Consider the following 15,799-nt stretch of genomic DNA (forward strand, 5'->3'; position numbering starts at 1 on the left):
CATATTGATGAACTTCAATTTTCCTTTGAGATTCTCGTATGCATACAATGACTTTCCAAAACAAAAGACATCGGTATTAACGAATCGAATTCGAGATATAGAATCGGTAGAAATAGAATAGATAGAATCACTAACTCTGCTGATACACATATATGAGTAGACGGTTTCATTCTCAGAAATGCCTAGCTTTTTATATATCTTTTCAAGAGCAGCATCGTATTCTGTTCCAAGTAGAAGAAATTCATTAAGTACGCTATTAGATAAAGGTATTTTATCCAACAGTCCGGACAGTTTTTGGGAGAGTGCGAAGAAAGCTATCCACCGTGTAGAGTGCGAATGTACCTAACATGTCGCACCAATGGATAGCCTCAATCGGATTCTAACCGGTTTGCTGGAGACAGCAGGCCATTTGGTAAACCCCAACAACAGTTTTTGTTGACCTTGATGACCACAATTTTCGTGGTCTGTGGCAAGGTGAACTACGCCAACCTCAGTCGTTACAGTGACTTAAGCGAGCGAAGTTACCGTCGACACTTCGAACGGGGCATTGGCTTCGAAGGACTCAATCAAGCACTGATAGAACCATTAAGACGAGACGAGGCGGTTCAGGTCGCAGTGGTCGATTGCACCTTTATGGAAAAAAGTGGACGGCACACCTACGGTCTAGACCAGTTCTACAACGGTAAAACCCAGCGTCCAGAACGGGGCTTAGAACTGTCAGTGGTGGCGATTGTCGATCTGGAGCAGAATACAGGGTACACGCTGTCTGCCCAGCAAACCGAGGCAGACTTACCTCATTTGAGAGCGTCTTCGAAACAGGGAAAGGGCGCGAAGGGCAACCGGATTGACTTCTATCTGGGGCATCTGGCCTACTGCCTGACGTTCTTCCCCACTTGGATTCGCTACATTGTCGCCGACGGGTTTTACAGCAAGTACAAGTGGGTCACTGGCGTGGTGCAACTCGGGTTTCATGCGATTGGCAAACTGCGCTGTGATGCCAACCTCAAGTTCCTCTATGAGGGGCCATACCAAGGGCGAGGTGCTCCTCGACGCTTTGACGGCAAGGTCAACCTGCAAGACCACCGACGATTTCAGTTGGTCAAACGCTTGGACGATGGAGTTTATCTTTATACCGCCATCGTTTGGTCGGTCAGCCTCAAGCGCAACATCCGGTTGGCCTATCTGCTCAAAGAGCATCGGGGTCGCCGCAGTTATGTCGTGCTGTTTTCTACCGACCTCAACATTGACCCGTTCCTCCTTTACCGGTGCTACACGGCCCGATTTCAGATTGAATTTATTTTCCGTGATGCTCGTCAGTTTACCGGGTTAGTGGACTGTCAAGCTCGCTCTGCCGAAGCGATAGACACCCATGTCAATGCCAGTTTGATGGCACTGAACCTGGCTAAAGTCGCGTTGCAAAACAACCAGAAAGACGATGATTCGCTGAGCTTCTCGCTCGCCTCTTTCAAACGACTGGCCCTCAACCAACATCTTTTAGACCGATTTATTGACCAGTTTGACTTGGAGCCGACTTTAATTAAATCCCATCCTAATTACCAAAAGCTGCTTGATTACGGGGCGATAGTCTCCTAAATCTGTCCGGAGTGTTGTTATCAAGAGCCAGTGAAAATTTTAGAGAAAGCTCTTCATATTGATGAGGTAAACCAGAGTCAGACAAAAACAGTAGCGCTTCATTTGAAATACCCAAATCATTTCTTCTATTTTCTGATAATCGAATTACATTTCCTTCTCCAAATACTTTTTCGAAGTCTGATTTAGGATCAACTGACATACTATATACATACCTCTAGTTTTAAATGAAAGCTCAGACTCTTATTGAATTATTAAAAGAAACAAGTTTTTCCTTGATTTTATCTTACCCCTTGTTATGTTGAATTGATGGATTTTGGCTGAATCTAATATCTTCTTTTTATCAGCGCTTAGGTCTCCGATAAAAACGCAAACCAAGCTTTGTAAACATTGACAGCTTTTCAGTTCTTCCTTGTCTATTCAGTTCTGGAGTTCCATATAGAGGGCACTGGTCGTCTAGAGGGTGATTGCTAAGATGGATGTGATGCATTGGTTTTAGGCGATGAGATGTCCGCACTGCCAGAGTGAACAAACCGTAAAGAATGGCACAGCCACCCTCAAGGATGGGAGTCGTCAACAACGATATTTATGCAGGCAGTGCCGAAAACGATTCAACGAACGCACCCATACGCCGATGGCTCGCTTAAGAACTGCCCCAGCCATTGTAGCCGCTGCCATCAACGTACGGGGTGAAGGACTCGGAGTGAGAGCCACCGGGCGTTCATTCGTGAAGTCTCATTCGACCATCATCAATTGGGAGCGGCGGTTGGCAGGTCATATCGACCACTGGTCGCCCCCTGCACCAGCGGAGTTGGATGTGACGCTCGAAGGCGATGAAGTCTATACCCGTGTAGGGCAGAACCTTCCCCCCCGGTGAGAGCGAAGGCTGGACAATTCATTTCATCGAACGAGACAGCCGCTACTGGGTTGAAGCTCGAGCGGGTCGCAAGGATAAGGAGTTGTTTGAAACCGGGACGGCAGCAGCGTGGGGTTGGGCGAAGTCAGCCCGGTTCATTCGCTGGTTCACCGATGGGGAGCGGCGCTATGGGTTGGCCTTATGGAAACTTGCCAGCGTTTGGCTCAAGCGTACAGAGACCCCTGCGAGTTACCCGCACCGCAAGGTTTGGAGATTTGGCTTAGAAGTGGCGATGAAAGTGAAGGGGTCTCAAGGCAGGCGGCGGGTTGTATGGGTGAAGTCGGAGCATCCCTATACAGCACTGAGTCCTGTCAATGGAGTGCATGCGAACCACAACGAGGCACACAATGCAGCCATCCGACGACGAGCCAGTGCCTACCGACGGCGGCAGAATCTCTATGCCAAGACGGTGGACGCACTGCAACGGGTGTTGGACGTGCAGCGCTTGCTGCATAACTGGGTTCGGCCTCATTGGAGCCTCGGCGGCAATACCACACCCGCGATGGCGATGGGCTATTGTAATCGCCCCATCTCAACCCACGAACTCCTGACCACGCAAGGTCTACACTCTATCACCTTTTAGCCGACCAGTGCCGACATCTCTGCCCTGCATGGCCATAAAGCGACCGTAGATGTCTGCCCCGGTGAAGGCGTAGTCGTTCCCGACATGCAATCCTGCAGCGGAGGGGTAGGGAAACATCATCAAGTTGTAAAAAGGCTGCTGTCTGGGAGACGCTCGGCTGGTATCGGTTTCGTAAATCTGCGTCTGCTGCCAGAGGGTTTGCCAGAGGGCTTCAATGGTGCGGTGATCGTAGGTTGCTGAAATGGTTTGGCTAGCCGGATCGATGTGATCCGGAGTTACAGGTTCCAGTCTTGCATGGTTTGTCCTCCAATTCGATTATGTGTCGCAATATTGGAACTGCGGCTACAGATTGACATACAACTTCAAAAACTAACTTTTCGGTTATTTGAATTAGACTGAGACGATAACTGAGCGACTAGAGCACCATGACAGAAACTGGGTTTCTGATTTGGCAGATCACAAAATTTATTCCGACTTCCACAGAAACTTAGTTTTTAGTCGCAACATACACTCACCTGACTGACACGAATCCATCTGCGACCTATGGAAACCTTAAGTCATGGCCGAACCAACTGCCTCCCCAATTCGTCAGACCGTAGACGAGCTTTACCGCACCGAATCACGCCGCGTATTTGCCACCCTAGTTCGTCTGCTGGGTAATTTCGACTTAGCCGAAGAAGCCCTGCACGATGCCTTTGCCGCCGCAACGATCAAGTGGCCCCAGGAAGGCGTGCCTGCCAATCCCTATGCTTGGCTGGTTTCGACCGGACGCTTCAAAGCCATCGACACCCTGCGCCGCCGTACTCGCTTCGATGCCTCGCTGGTAGAACTGGCTGCCAAGCTCGACACTGAAACAAACTCGCTTGAAATTAAAGATGACAGCCAGGTTGAAGACGATCGCCTCCGCCTGATCTTTACCTGCTGCCACCCCGCCCTATCGCCCGAAGCTCAGGTGGCGCTGACTCTACGGGAAGTCTGTGGCCTCACGACCGAAGAAATCGCCAGCGCATTCCTGATTTCCCCGTCCACCTTAGCTCAGCGGATTGTGCGGGCCAAAACTAAGATTCGCGATGCCGGAATTCCCTATCAGGTGCCGTCCAAGGCCGATCTGCCAGATCGATTGGAGACGGTGCTGCAAGTCATCTATTTGGTGTTTAACGAAGGCTATGCTGCCTCTTCGGGACCATCGTTGACCCGCGTTAATCTCTCTGAAGATGCGATTCGGTTGGGGCGATTGCTGCTGGAACTCTTACCCGATACTGAAGTGATGGGTCTGCTGGCGCTGATGCTGCTCCAGGAATCGCGCCGGACAGCCCGCACCTCTCCCACAGGTGATTTGATTTTGCTGGAAGACCAGGATCGCGCTCTGTGGAATGCTGCACAGATTGCCGAAGGTCGAGATTTGGTGCAGCAGGCCATCGCTTCCGGTGCCATTGGGGTATACACCATTCAAGCTGCGATCGCATCTATCCATGCCGATGCTCCGAGCACTGCGGCTACTGCCTGGAACCAAATTGTCGCCTGGTATGACGTACTGGCCCAAGTCAATCCGTCTCCGATTATTGAGCTAAACCGAGCCGTTGCGATCGCAATGCGCGATGGCCCTCAGCAGGGCTTGCAGTTGGTAGACGACCTGCTGGATCAAGGCAATTTGCAAGACTACCATCTAGCCCACGCGACTCGTGCCGACCTGTGTCGGCGGTTAGGCCAAACCGCTGCCGCTCGGGATGCGTATGAGCAAGCACTGGCACTGGCTAAGCAAGAACCGGAACGGCGCTTCCTCGAAAAACGTTTACGAGAATTAGATTGAAAAAATTTTTGCTCACCTGTCGATTTGCCGCTTCACCAAACGACTACTGAACAAAGGAGATGATTTTGAGCAAAGTGCTGATATCAAGTCCGTGTGTAAGAACCCAATTTTTTTGTGAAACGTTTGCAGAGCGAACGTTTCACAAAAAATGAATTGCATCAAATCCGTGTGTAAGAACCCTGTTTATTTTTGGTGAAATGCTTGCCAAGCAAGCATTTCACCAAAAATAAACAATGGGTTTTCCACCCGAATTGATATGACATATCGAAGAAATATAGGAGATTCTGCCAACCATGAAATACATGTTGCTCATTTACAGTGACGAGAATGCCTGGACTGAAAGCGAACAGGAGCAATGCTACGCCGAGTCCATACAGCTTACCCATCAGCTCCAAGCCAACGGCCAGTACCTGGGTGCATCGCCACTCCAGTCCGTTTCCACTGCAACCAGCGTTCAGGTACGCAACGGCAAACAGATGGTGACCGATGGCCCCTTTGCCGAAACCCGCGAACAGCTTGGTGGATACTTTTTAATCAACGCCAGAGATCTGAATGAAGCGATCAACATCGCCGGACGTATCCCCGCTGCCCACAAAGGCACCGTCGAAATTCGCCCCATTGTAGAGCTACCCGACCTGCCGGAAGATTCTTCAAAAATTTCTGGTCAACCTGTCGATTTAGGCGCTCTCGGTTCGACTACTTAATGGAGCGAGGGTTACGAAGCGTGGAGGGCTGTGGATTTTGGATTTTGGATTTTAGATTTTGGATTTTGAGGAGTGAGTGGCAAGGAATGCGCTTTACTCCTCACGCCTCTCGCCTTACTGCTCACAGCCTCTACACCCCCAACAATCAACAAGGTTAAACCAATGACGATAACGCCTACTCAAACCCATGCCGAAACTGAGATTCGCCAGCTAATCGACGACCATATCCGGGCAATTTGTGCCAAAAATCTCGATGGCATCATGGCTCACTATGCGCCAGAGATCGTTCTCTTTGACATGAAGCCGCCGCTCACAATCAACGGCATCGAAGCTTGCCGCCAGATGTGGACGACCAGCTTGCCCTGTATGCCGACGATTTCTGGCATGGAAACGCAGGAGCTGAAGATCATGATCAGCGGCGATTTAGCGATCGCACATTGGATTGCCCGCTTTACTGGCATCGATCCGACCCACCCAGCGGCGCAGATGTGGCTACGGCTCACGGCGGCTTGCCAACGACACGAAGATACCTGGCAGATTATCCATGAGCATGTCTCGGTTCCCTTCAATCCCTAATCAAATCAATCATTCAACAGGAGAATTCATTATGAAAGTCATGGTTTTAGTGAAAGCGACCCCTGAATCTGAAGCTGGAGTGATGCCTAGCGAAGAGATGCTAACGGAAATGGGACAGTTCAACGAAGAGTTGGTCAATGCCGGGGTGATGCTGGCGGGTGAGGGACTGCATCCCAGTTCCAAAGGGGTACGAGTGCGGTTTTCAGGTCGCGATCGCACTGTTATCGATGGCCCCTTTACTGAAACCAAGGAACTAGTTGCAGGCTTTTGGCTCTGGCAGGTGGCGTCGATGGCTGAAGCGATGGACTGGATTCAGCGCAGCCCCTTCCAGGACGGTGAAGTTGAAATTCGCCCCCTCTTTGAAATGGAAGACTTTGGTGAAGAGCTAACCCCAGAACTACGGGAACAGGAAGAACGTCTCCGGGTCGCAGTTGAAAAGCAAAAGAGCGCATAGTCAAGCGTGCATAGTCTGCACGAATTGTAAGGAAATGAGTGCTGAGTGCTGAGAATTTATGAATGTCTATTCGTTGAGGTGATCGGTGTTGGTTAACCATTTTCCAAACTTTCCTCAACAATAGATTTTCTTCAGCATGATTTAGGGTATAAATATGTTTCGGCTTGGTACATATGAACTATAATTTTGGTGAGTAGTTCAACAAAATCTAAGAGCAAGAGCAAAACTCAGCATTCAGCACTTCATAACTTCATGCTCTTAATTTGTTGAACGAAGTTTCTAACTCTTTATTTCCTCAAGGAGGATGCTATGAAACTGAATCCTTATCTGAATTTCAGCGGTAATTGTGAGGCGGCATTTAAGTTTTATGAGCAGGCTTTAGGTGGCAAGTTTGCAGGCAAAATGACCTGGGGAGAATCACCCGTAGCTGCCGATGCACCGGATGGATGGCAGGACAAGATTATGCACGCTGAGCTAAATGTCGGTGATCAAGTTCTAATGGGCGCAGATAGTCCACCGGAGTATTTTGAAACCCCTCAAGGCACGTCGGTATTGCTCAACATTGAAGAGGTTGATAAAGCCGAGCATGTGTTTACCGCACTAGCAGCAAACGGAACTGTCAAAATGCCAATTCAAGAAACATTTTGGGCGGCCCGATTCGGGATGTTAGTTGATCAATTTGGTACACCCTGGATGATTAACTGCGACAAAGATACTTAACCATCTTCTCGGATTTGAGTACGGTAATCGACAGCCTAATCTGTCACAATCTTCAGACAAGAAGTGGATTTATGACCCTTGAAGAATTACAGGAAAAGCTGGCTGATATCAATCAGTTAGTTACTAATTTGCAAACTGCGATCGCATTTGAGAAATACTACGCTGATGACATCGTCATGATCGAAGGAGATGGCACCGTTACGACGGGAAAAGATGCCTGTCGTCAGGGTAGAGAGTTCTTTTTCAAGGAAATGCTAATTGAGTTTAGAGAGTCAACCTTGATCCGACAAGATATTGCTGTTGCCGCTGAGAAAGACTATGACTTTGTCGTTGTTTCAAATTGGTATAACGACTTCACCTTTAAACTTGACGGTCAGGTAATTGACAACAAAAGTCACCAACTTTCAATTGGGTATTGGAAAGACGGACTTGTCGTTAAAGAGAGCTACAACTATCCCGTGATTTCGATAGTTTAACTAGGCAAAGTAGTCATCAAATTAGTCATAAGGAGAAATTGAAATGGAAGCGACCACAACACAACAAACAACACAGCAAATATCCGTGCAAGAGACAGGTCAAGACACCATGATGCCAGCTCAGCCCCAGAAAGAGCATGAGTGGCTACAAAAACTGGTTGGTGAGTGGACGTATGAATCGGAAGTGATCATGGGGCCGGATCAGCCGACAGAAGCGTTTTCAGGTAGCGAAAAAGTGCGATCGCTAAATGGCCTCTGGGTGATTGCAGAAGGTGAGGGTGAAATGTGTGCTGGCGGCGATATGACCTCCATCATGACCCTTGGCTACGATCCGCAAAAGCAAGGCTACGTCGGCACGTGGGTCGGATCAATGATGACCTATCTATGGGTGTATGATGGCGAAATGGATGCCGCTGAGCGAGTGCTAACCCTTAAGGCTGAAGGCCCTGCCATGACTGGCACTGGCATGGCTCAGTACAAAGATGTAATCGAGCTCAAAAGCGATGATCATCGGGTGCTAACCTCTCACATCTTGGGTGATGATGGCCAGTGGCACCAGTTTGTCACCACCACATATCGACGCAAGGCATAGCAAAAATCGCAATTTTAGTAAGTTGATACTGCCGCTATGCAGCGGCAGTATCAACTCTTTGCTTTTGTTTTGAAAACGGAACGTATGAACAAATGCCTCACACAATTGAGCCTTTTAATCTTGCTTCCACTTACGTAGTAATTAATCACGAAGGTGGTGCAGTTCCAGTTCCAGTTAGTGATACTTTCTTTGAGGATTTAGAGCATCAGTTTGGTGAATTCAAAGGCAAACAGCTTGTTTCTTACTTTACTTTTGATCAGGACTGGGATACTTGGGAAATGCATCCCGCAGGAGATGAAGTCGTATATTTACTTTCAGGACAAGTTGAATTTATTTTGCAGCAAGATGCAGCGGAAATAAAGGTGCAGATGAATACACCAGGAACGTTTTTAATTGTACCTCAGGGTGTTTGGCATACGGCAAAGGTCTATGCACCTAGTTCTATGCTGTTTATCACTCCTGGTGCAGGGACTCAGAATCGTTCACTTTAACGAATTTTGGGCTCAGCTCAATCGTCCAAACTCGCCGCTAATTGCATTAGATCATGCTTTACATTTTTGGCGGACTGCCGGGAACGGGAAAGTCCTCACTGGCCGCAGCTCTGGCTCATCAACGGCAAGCGGTCTACTTGCGGATCGATACAATAGAGCAAGCCATTCGTAACTCAAGCATGGCTAAAATGGGGCCAACTCTGCAAATTTAGTGAGCCTTTATGGAAAACCAAAACCTAGAAGCGATTGATCTGGATGCCTATTTTCAGCGCATTGACTATACAGGCGATCGCACTCCCACGCTTGATACGTTGAAGGCCATTCACGAATGCCATACCCATGCGATCGCATTTGAAAATCTTAGTCCTCTACTCGGTCATTCTGTTTCCCTAGAGCTTGATTCTCTTCAGCACAAGCTGATTCATTCTGGACGCGGCGGCTACTGCTTCGAGCAAAATTCTCTATTCCGCTCTGTGCTGAAAACCCTGGGCTTTCAAGTAACTAGCTTGGCGGCGCGGGTGCGGTGGGGCGTGCCCACGAGCGTTGTCACCCCTCGCAGTCACATGGTGCTGCTGGTTCATATTGGCGATGCGTCTTATATCGCTGATGTCGGGTTTGGTGGCCAGACCCTCACCACGCCGATCAAACTCGTGGCAGATATGGAGCAGTCCACCACCCATGAACCCTTTCGGCTGATCAAGGCCGATGATGCGTATGTCATGCAGACTTATGTCGCGCAAGAGTGGAAATCGCTCTACCGCTTTGATCTGCAACCGCAGTATCATCCCGACTATGAGGTGAGTAACTGGTACGTTTCGACTCATCCAAAATCACTGTTTGTCAATTCACTGATTGCTGCTAAACCGGATGTAGACCGCCGCTATGCGCTGCGCGATAACCACTTTGTGATTCATCACCTCAACGGCAAAACAGAGCGCCATCTGCTGACTACAGCCCAAGAGCTGCATGCAGTGCTGACCAGTAAATTTCAGTTAACGCTGCCGGACAGCAGCGATGTTGAACAAGTTTTACAGCGGTTTGTTCAATCAGAGGATAGCAAGTAATCCGAAACGTCAGGAGGCAGTTTGTGAGTCCAAACGTCACCGTACTCAATCACCGGGAATCGAATCCGGCTGAAGGATTGCTGCCTCAGCCTGCAATCCTGTCCAGTACGGGCTGGAGCGACTTTCACCTGGAACTCTATCAGCAGCCCAAGTTCTCCACCGCCGAGCACCAGCATACGCTACATGCGATCGCACTTGGCTACCCTATCTTATCTAACCCGATTGCTCCGGGATACCGCTGGTTAGACGGCAAGCGCCAGCCGGAAGATCGGCAGACCGCAGGCATGGCCATCATTCCAGCCGGAATTTGTCATCGCTGTAGCTGGGATGACGCGGCTCAGTTTATGGTGCTGGCGATTGAACCGGATGTGCTCAAACAGGTGGGGCAAGACTGGGTGAATCCCGATCGGATTGAGCTGATGCCGCAGTTTATGAATGCTGAGGATCGCTTCGTGAGTACTATTTGCTCGGCGTTGAAAACGGAAGTGGAAGCAGGCGGCATGGGTAGTGCACTCCTCGTCGATAGCCTCAAAACGGCGTTGGTGATCCATCTGCTGCGCCATTATTGCGCGACTCAACCCCGACTGGCTAGCGTTGCAGGTGGGCTATCCAAAGCCAAGCAGAATCAGGTGAAGGAGTATATTGACGCGCACCTCGATCAGGATTTGACGCTGGTGGAACTGGCTGCGATCGCACAAATCAGTCCCGCCTACTTTGCCCGCTTATTTAAACAGAGCGCAGGGATCACGCCGCATCAGTACATCCTGCATCGGCGCGTTGCCCAAGCCCAATTGCTGCTGCGTCACAGCTCACTAAGCCTGGCAGAAATTGCCGTCAGAGTTGGCTTTTGCGATCAAAGTCATCTAACTCGCTGTTTCAAGCGTCTGGTTGGCATCACGCCAACTCAATTCCGCCAATCCTAATCGCAGGAATGTCCCAAAGGATGATCGTTTTCTTCTAGAGTCCTGCGCAGCCCGTTGCCTAAGCTGACAGCAGTTGCTCGGAGGCATAACAATGTGGCAGACTCAACAGTTTGAGATTGCAATTACGACTCCCGATGGTCAGATGCCTGCGTTTCTCTGCCAGCCAGTCGCATCGCATCCCTGTCCGGCAGTGTTGCTGCTGATGGAAGCCTTTGGCTTAACGACTCATATCCGTGACGTTGCTGTTCGCATTGCCCAGGCAGGTTACGTCGTGCTAGCTCCCGACTTGTACTATCGCGAAGGAGTTCATATCACCTTTGGCTATAACCAAGTAGCAGAGGCGATGGCAACCCTGTATCGCTTGGATTTCGGTCAGCCAATTGAACAAGATTTGCACGCTGCGATCGCAACTCTCAAATCCTGCGACCCAGTTGATCCAAATCGTATCGGCGTGACTGGGTTCTGTCTAGGAGGGGGGCTGACCTTTCTCACTGCCTGTCGATTCTCGGCTGAGATTGCGGCGGCGGCTCCGTTCTACGGCATGGTGCTGGATGAATGGATCGACGCCGTCAAAGATATTACCGTGCCGATCCTGCTGTTCTTTGGCGGACAAGACCCGTTTATTAGTTGCGATCGCATTCAGCACATTGAAGCACGATTCCAGGAGCTGAACAAAGACTATCGAGTCAAGGTTTATCCTGAAGCCAATCACGGCTTTTTTTGTCACGAACGGAACTCCTACCATCCTGCCGCTGCCACAGATGCTTGGCAAGAGCTGATACAGTTTTTCAACATGCATTTATCAAAGCCAAATATAGTGATTCCAGTTAAAAGTGAGAAAACGAGAGAGGAGAGTGCCTCATCCTGAGGCACTCTCCTCTCTACGTTCTTATCTAGAACCGCTATAGAATTGGTTTTGGCAAGTAGAGCTATCGATTGGTGAAATCTAAGGACTGAGTACTGATTACGTTTGTCTTAACAATTCTGAGATAGAGGATTTGATCGATACAGTATGATGAGCAAACCTGAACCTGAACAATTGTGACTAAAGCCGATAGGTTCTAAATCAAATCAGCCAACATATAATTAAGTTGTGGTGGAATATTTTTACGAAATACTTGGATTTTATATTGTTCTAAGTACTTCGAAAAATGTAGCCTGCGCTCAAAGAAAGGCTTGCTAATGAATTTTATAGGAGAGCAGAGCGCTAACGCTTACTAGCGCAAATCTTGTAAGAACGTTGCTACACAGCAAAGGAGTTCGATACAATGGCACTTCCAAATTCACAATTTGACAGTCCAACAACTATTCCGGCAGCAGCAAAACTGTCCGTCAATTGGTTTGGGCCAGCTTCTGTGAAAATCTTTATCACGGTTGCAAGTTTAACGCTTCTCATCGTTCATTTAGGTGCAAAACCGTTGGACACAGTGGCTCTTGGTATTCTTGCTCTTGGGCTACTTCCCTGGTTACCAGCCTTCCTCGATATGGCTGAACTACCTGGAGGGGTGAAGTTCCAGTTTGCGAAAGTACAACAAGAGCAAAAGCGGCAAGCGAAGGAATTGGAATGGATTAAGCTGCTGATCGATTTAGTCCTAGTTCCACCCAAGTTTGTGTTGAGTAGAATTGAGGCAGAGAGTTCAGCAGGCCAAAGCCGATGGCTCAGCAACGACGCAAGCGTGGCACAGCAGGCGATAAAACGATTTGTCTGCCCATTGCAGACGACCTTGACTACGAGGTCTTAGTAGAAGACCGGGAAGCCTTTCGCCAGTATCTCAACGAGCAGATCGCATCCCACCCGGAACTGTTTCCCGACGGGATTGAGGCAGGCTATCGCTTTCACGGATGGGTCGAGTCCTCTCGTCAACAGCTCAAGACCCGGCGGATTTTGCTGCCGAGTACCGGAGAGGCTTATCAACTGCGTCCCGATTTGGTGATGCCGTACATGAGCGAGACGGCGGAGATGGCCGACAAAGCGCTCTATTTAAGAAAGCATGGCCTGTCGTATGAGGGGATTGCCTATGTGCTGGGCCGTTCTGAGATGCACTGGTATCGGCTCTGTCAGTCGTTCGGTCGAGCCTCGATTGTGGGCAGTACCCTCAAAAGGGAAACGGCGCTCCCCCCCATCTAGTTGCCGATGAGAAGCATTGTGATTGGCACGGGCAGCGAGTCTATCTGGCAGTGACAGCGGCGCAAGGGTGCGTCCTGGGAGCCAGTCTCAGTGCCAATGCGGGTCAGGATGGATTAACCGCAGCCTATGGGGTATTCCAGCAGGAAGCTGCCCATCATGTTCCCGACTATGCGCCCGAGACGGTGACGACTGATGGTTGGGAGGCCACCCGAGCCGCTTGGGAGGAGCTATTCCCTGGCCTGGTCTGGATTCTGTGCTTCCTGCATGAGGTGATTAAAATTCGCGATGGGTGCCGCTCTAAACCAGTCCTGGGTCAGCAACTAGCCGACAAGCTTTGGCATCTGTATCGGGGCCAGAGCAAACGTCACTTTGCTCAACGGTTGCGTCGGTTGCTGGAGTGGGTGAACACCCACGCGTTGCCCCAGGCCATTGACGCTCGCTTGCGACGCCTCAACGACAAATCTCACGTCTTCCAACGCGCCTTTGACTTCCCTGACGCCTATCGCACCAGCAATCAGGTTGACCGTCCGATGAACTATCTTGACCGCATCTTGTATGCCATGCAAGATTTTCATGGATTCTGGGACTCGGCGGAACAGTCGGTGCGCTCGATGGCCTTACTCTGGAACTTCCATCCCTTTTGTCGCAAGACTCGCAAAGCAATGGGCGGGTGCTTATGCCCCTTTGAGCAACTCAACGGCTTCCGCTATCACGACAACTGGGTTCGCAATTGGCTGATTGCCTCATCGTTGAATGGCAGAAGACCATTGCTCAGGAACGCTGACACAAAATAAGTTGGAACTAGATTTAGTCATCTCGGATTATGAACGCACCCATCTTCGTGCCTTGGCAGCGGATGGGCCGTTTATGGCTGAGGTGAAAAATGGCTCAACCTTTGAGTGGGAACTGAGACATTTGCTTACTCTACAACTGATTGATCGGCATACTGGCCAGGGCATTAGAACCCTATTCAAAGGTGAGCAGCGGAAAAACGTTAAGGAACATCTGTTTATTACTGAGCGTGGTAGACAATATCTAAGAATATGTGACGAAGCAAGTTCTTAGAATTGTGTACAGAAGAAGATACAGAAATCGTAGCGCATGATGCTATTTACGCTTTGCATTGGTGAGACTAAGGATCATCAATCAGAACATATTGGAATCTGTTCGCTGAACAGAATAGCGGCGAGAGCTAAGCATCAATCTAATCTATACCGATCGGTAAATGAATGTAGAACTTAGTTCCCTGTCCCACTTCTGACTGTACAGCTAAAGCACCATTATGCTTTTGTTCAATGATTTGGTGGGCAATGGCTAATCCTAATCCGGTTCCTTTTCCTACACCTTTGGTCGTGAATGATGGATCGAAAATCCTGGTTCTAACTTCTTCCGTCATACCTTTGCCATTGTCTTGAATGCAAATTTCAATCTTGTTTCGATTGGCTAGAATCTTGGTTTGAATCGTAATGGTTTGGGGTACAGCACTTAGCTCAGAAAAAGAAAACTGAGCAGCCATTTCATCAAACATATCAATTGCATTAGCCAGAATGTTCATGAATACTTGATTGAGCTGCCCAGGAAAGCAGTGAACTGACGGTAACTCTCCATACTCTTTTTTGATTTCAATCGCAGAGCGATGCTCGTTCGCCTTGAGACGGTATTTCAAAATCAGTAGCGTACTACAGCAATCTCAAACAGGACATGAACAGTAACCATACATGAAGGCTTTCTCAAAGATGAAGGTTTGCAGATGAGTCGCCAGATAAAAGAGGAGTTTGACCGAGCGAAAGGAGTGGCACAAGCGGGCAAATTTACGACTAAATCGCTTGGCCTGTAACCAAACATCTTCGACCGGATTTTGCTCGGGTGCATTAGGCGCAAGCTGAATGCAAGTGAGTTTCCAGTGCTGCTCTCGAGTACCATGATTCTGTTGACTCAGGTAGTTGCGAACCACCTTGGAACGGTGGTAGCTGGCTCCATCCCAGATGATGAAAAAGCGAGTGGACTCATCATACTGAGATTGAAGATACTTCAGAAAGGCCACGGTATTGTGCTGATTGCCTGCCTCATACTCATGAATAACAAAGCTCTTGCTCAAATAGTCCAAGGCTCCATAGTAGGTCTGCCGCTCTCGAATGGAGGCAATGGGGATGTCCACTCGCTGATTGCGCCGACTCCATCCATATCCACGGAGGTCTCCCCAGAGCAGATGGCACTCATCGAGAAACATCACTCGCACCTGCCCACTGGCGATCTCGGCTCGCCACTGAACCAGCAACTGTTGAATCTCGGCTTTTTTGCCTCGACTTTGGCCTCCTCTTGGCCCGGATGCACCGAGTGGGATTTCTTCCAGCTAAACCCTGCGTCTTTGAGCAGTTGGGTATAGCTTTGGGCTGAGCGATAGAGCACTCCATAGCGCTCTTCAATCTGCTCAACAAGCTCCTCTAGTGTCCACCAGTTTTTCTGCTGCAACCACTCAAAGATGTCCTGTTTCTGCTCGGCGCTTAAATAGCCTTGGGTGCCCCAGTAGTGGGATTTCAGTCCCTCGACTCCTCGCTCTTCATAGCGCTGGTGACTCGCACTAATAAATCCCAGAGAAACCTGTAGGATATCTCGGATCGCCCGATAGCTTTGACCTCTCTGGTGCAGTTGCACGGCCAAGGCGCGTTTCAGTTCTTGGGCAGAGGGATTACTTTGGATAAATTCTTCCAGGGAGGTCATGGCTGATTTACTTCGGTGAGGATAACTCTTTATTCTATTCTCCCTCGTTCA

22 protein-coding genes are annotated in these 15,799 nt (G+C 49.3%); 17 read left to right on the forward strand and 5 right to left on the reverse strand.

Features of this window, described 5'->3' with window-relative positions:
- Window positions 1-444 precede the first annotated feature (444 nt).
- Window positions 445-1,593, forward strand: a complete 1,149-nt coding sequence (locus AC286M_RS05515) for a transposase (protein ID WP_488203420.1) — start codon at window positions 445-447, stop codon at window positions 1,591-1,593.
- Here the strand turns inward: AC286M_RS05515 and AC286M_RS05520 are convergent.
- Complete coding sequence (locus AC286M_RS05520) at window positions 1,550-1,792, reverse strand: hypothetical protein (protein ID WP_488203421.1); 243 nt, start codon at window positions 1,790-1,792, stop codon at window positions 1,550-1,552. The two genes, AC286M_RS05515 and AC286M_RS05520, sit on opposite strands and share 44 nt — an antisense overlap.
- A 300-nt stretch (window positions 1,793-2,092) precedes the next feature.
- Here AC286M_RS05520 and AC286M_RS05525 point away from each other — a divergent pair.
- Window positions 2,093-3,089 (forward strand): IS1/IS1595 family N-terminal zinc-binding domain-containing protein gene (locus AC286M_RS05525; protein ID WP_488203422.1). Its coding sequence is split into 2 segments (ribosomal slippage): window positions 2,093-2,455 and window positions 2,457-3,089, totalling 996 coding nucleotides; the frame shifts between segments, so codons are not numbered across the junction.
- Here the strand turns inward: AC286M_RS05525 and AC286M_RS05530 are convergent.
- Window positions 3,069-3,209, reverse strand: a complete 141-nt coding sequence (locus AC286M_RS05530) for a hypothetical protein (protein ID WP_488203423.1) — start codon at window positions 3,207-3,209, stop codon at window positions 3,069-3,071. The genes AC286M_RS05525 and AC286M_RS05530 overlap by 21 nt on opposite strands.
- A 439-nt stretch (window positions 3,210-3,648) precedes the next feature.
- Here AC286M_RS05530 and AC286M_RS05535 point away from each other — a divergent pair, with 439 nt between their 5' ends.
- The 15 genes from AC286M_RS05535 (at window position 3,649) to AC286M_RS05605 (ending at window position 14,092) form a co-directional block, all read left to right on the forward strand.
- Window positions 3,649-4,899 carry an RNA polymerase sigma factor gene (locus tag AC286M_RS05535; RefSeq protein ID WP_488203424.1) on the forward strand — a complete coding sequence of 417 codons (1,251 nt, stop codon included), beginning with the start codon at window positions 3,649-3,651 and terminating at the stop codon, window positions 4,897-4,899.
- 293 nt (window positions 4,900-5,192) lie between these two features.
- Window positions 5,193-5,603: a YciI family protein gene (locus AC286M_RS05540; protein ID WP_488203425.1), complete on the forward strand. Its 411-nt coding sequence runs from the start codon at window positions 5,193-5,195 to the stop codon at window positions 5,601-5,603.
- A gap of 162 nt (window positions 5,604-5,765) precedes the next feature.
- The gene (locus tag AC286M_RS05545; protein WP_488203426.1) at window positions 5,766-6,179 is read left to right on the forward strand and encodes a YybH family protein; all 414 of its coding nucleotides are present in this window, start codon (window positions 5,766-5,768) and stop codon (window positions 6,177-6,179) included.
- A 31-nt stretch (window positions 6,180-6,210) separates the two neighbouring features.
- Window positions 6,211-6,633 carry a YciI family protein gene (locus tag AC286M_RS05550; RefSeq protein WP_488203427.1) on the forward strand — a complete coding sequence of 141 codons (423 nt, stop codon included), beginning with the start codon at window positions 6,211-6,213 and terminating at the stop codon, window positions 6,631-6,633.
- Between the two features lie 309 nt (window positions 6,634-6,942).
- Window positions 6,943-7,353 (forward strand): VOC family protein, encoded by a 411-nt coding sequence (locus AC286M_RS05555; RefSeq protein WP_488203428.1) that lies wholly within the window; start codon window positions 6,943-6,945, stop codon window positions 7,351-7,353.
- 71 nt (window positions 7,354-7,424) lie between these two features.
- The gene (locus AC286M_RS05560) at window positions 7,425-7,829 is read left to right on the forward strand and encodes a Cif family virulence factor (RefSeq protein ID WP_488203429.1); all 405 of its coding nucleotides are present in this window, start codon (window positions 7,425-7,427) and stop codon (window positions 7,827-7,829) included.
- A 43-nt stretch (window positions 7,830-7,872) separates the two neighbouring features.
- Window positions 7,873-8,421, forward strand: coding sequence for a DUF1579 domain-containing protein (locus AC286M_RS05565; RefSeq protein WP_488203430.1), 549 nt, complete (start codon window positions 7,873-7,875; stop codon window positions 8,419-8,421).
- 92 nt (window positions 8,422-8,513) lie between these two features.
- The gene (locus AC286M_RS05570) at window positions 8,514-8,912 is read left to right on the forward strand and encodes a cupin domain-containing protein (protein ID WP_488203431.1); all 399 of its coding nucleotides are present in this window, start codon (window positions 8,514-8,516) and stop codon (window positions 8,910-8,912) included.
- Between the two features lie 53 nt (window positions 8,913-8,965).
- Window positions 8,966-9,124, forward strand: a complete 159-nt coding sequence (locus AC286M_RS05575) for a P-loop nucleotide/nucleoside kinase family protein (RefSeq protein ID WP_488203432.1) — start codon at window positions 8,966-8,968, stop codon at window positions 9,122-9,124.
- A gap of 9 nt (window positions 9,125-9,133) precedes the next feature.
- Window positions 9,134-9,976, forward strand: a complete 843-nt coding sequence (locus tag AC286M_RS05580; protein WP_488203433.1) for an arylamine N-acetyltransferase family protein — start codon at window positions 9,134-9,136, stop codon at window positions 9,974-9,976.
- A gap of 23 nt (window positions 9,977-9,999) precedes the next feature.
- The gene (locus AC286M_RS05585) at window positions 10,000-10,899 is read left to right on the forward strand and encodes a helix-turn-helix domain-containing protein (protein WP_488203434.1); all 900 of its coding nucleotides are present in this window, start codon (window positions 10,000-10,002) and stop codon (window positions 10,897-10,899) included.
- Window positions 10,900-10,990: 91 nt separating this feature from the next.
- Window positions 10,991-11,767, forward strand: a complete 777-nt coding sequence (locus tag AC286M_RS05590) for a dienelactone hydrolase family protein (protein WP_488203435.1) — start codon at window positions 10,991-10,993, stop codon at window positions 11,765-11,767.
- Between the two features lie 786 nt (window positions 11,768-12,553).
- Window positions 12,554-13,027 carry a hypothetical protein gene (locus AC286M_RS05595; protein WP_488202633.1) on the forward strand — a complete coding sequence of 158 codons (474 nt, stop codon included), beginning with the start codon at window positions 12,554-12,556 and terminating at the stop codon, window positions 13,025-13,027.
- Between the two features lie 50 nt (window positions 13,028-13,077).
- Window positions 13,078-13,821: a hypothetical protein gene (locus AC286M_RS05600; protein WP_488202632.1), complete on the forward strand. Its 744-nt coding sequence runs from the start codon at window positions 13,078-13,080 to the stop codon at window positions 13,819-13,821.
- Window positions 13,781-14,092, forward strand: coding sequence for a hypothetical protein (locus AC286M_RS05605; RefSeq protein ID WP_488203436.1), 312 nt, complete (start codon window positions 13,781-13,783; stop codon window positions 14,090-14,092). The genes AC286M_RS05600 and AC286M_RS05605 overlap by 41 nt, the downstream gene beginning before the upstream one ends.
- Window positions 14,093-14,231: 139 nt before the next feature.
- On the opposite strand, the gene AC286M_RS05610 is transcribed toward AC286M_RS05605, so the two are convergent.
- From AC286M_RS05610 to AC286M_RS05620, 3 genes are read right to left on the reverse strand one after another with little or no spacing between them, the layout of a single operon-like run.
- Window positions 14,232-14,693 (reverse strand): sensor histidine kinase, encoded by a 462-nt coding sequence (locus AC286M_RS05610; RefSeq protein WP_488203437.1) that lies wholly within the window; start codon window positions 14,691-14,693, stop codon window positions 14,232-14,234.
- Between the two features lie 24 nt (window positions 14,694-14,717).
- The gene (locus AC286M_RS05615; protein WP_488203438.1) at window positions 14,718-15,305 is read right to left on the reverse strand and encodes a transposase; all 588 of its coding nucleotides are present in this window, start codon (window positions 15,303-15,305) and stop codon (window positions 14,718-14,720) included.
- Entirely contained in the window at window positions 15,257-15,748 is a 492-nt protein-coding gene (locus AC286M_RS05620) for a helix-turn-helix domain-containing protein (protein WP_488203439.1), read from the reverse strand. The genes AC286M_RS05615 and AC286M_RS05620 overlap by 49 nt, the downstream gene beginning before the upstream one ends.
- Window positions 15,749-15,799: the final 51 nt, after the last annotated feature.

This window comes from Thainema salinarum CENA647, from assembly GCF_057732415.1.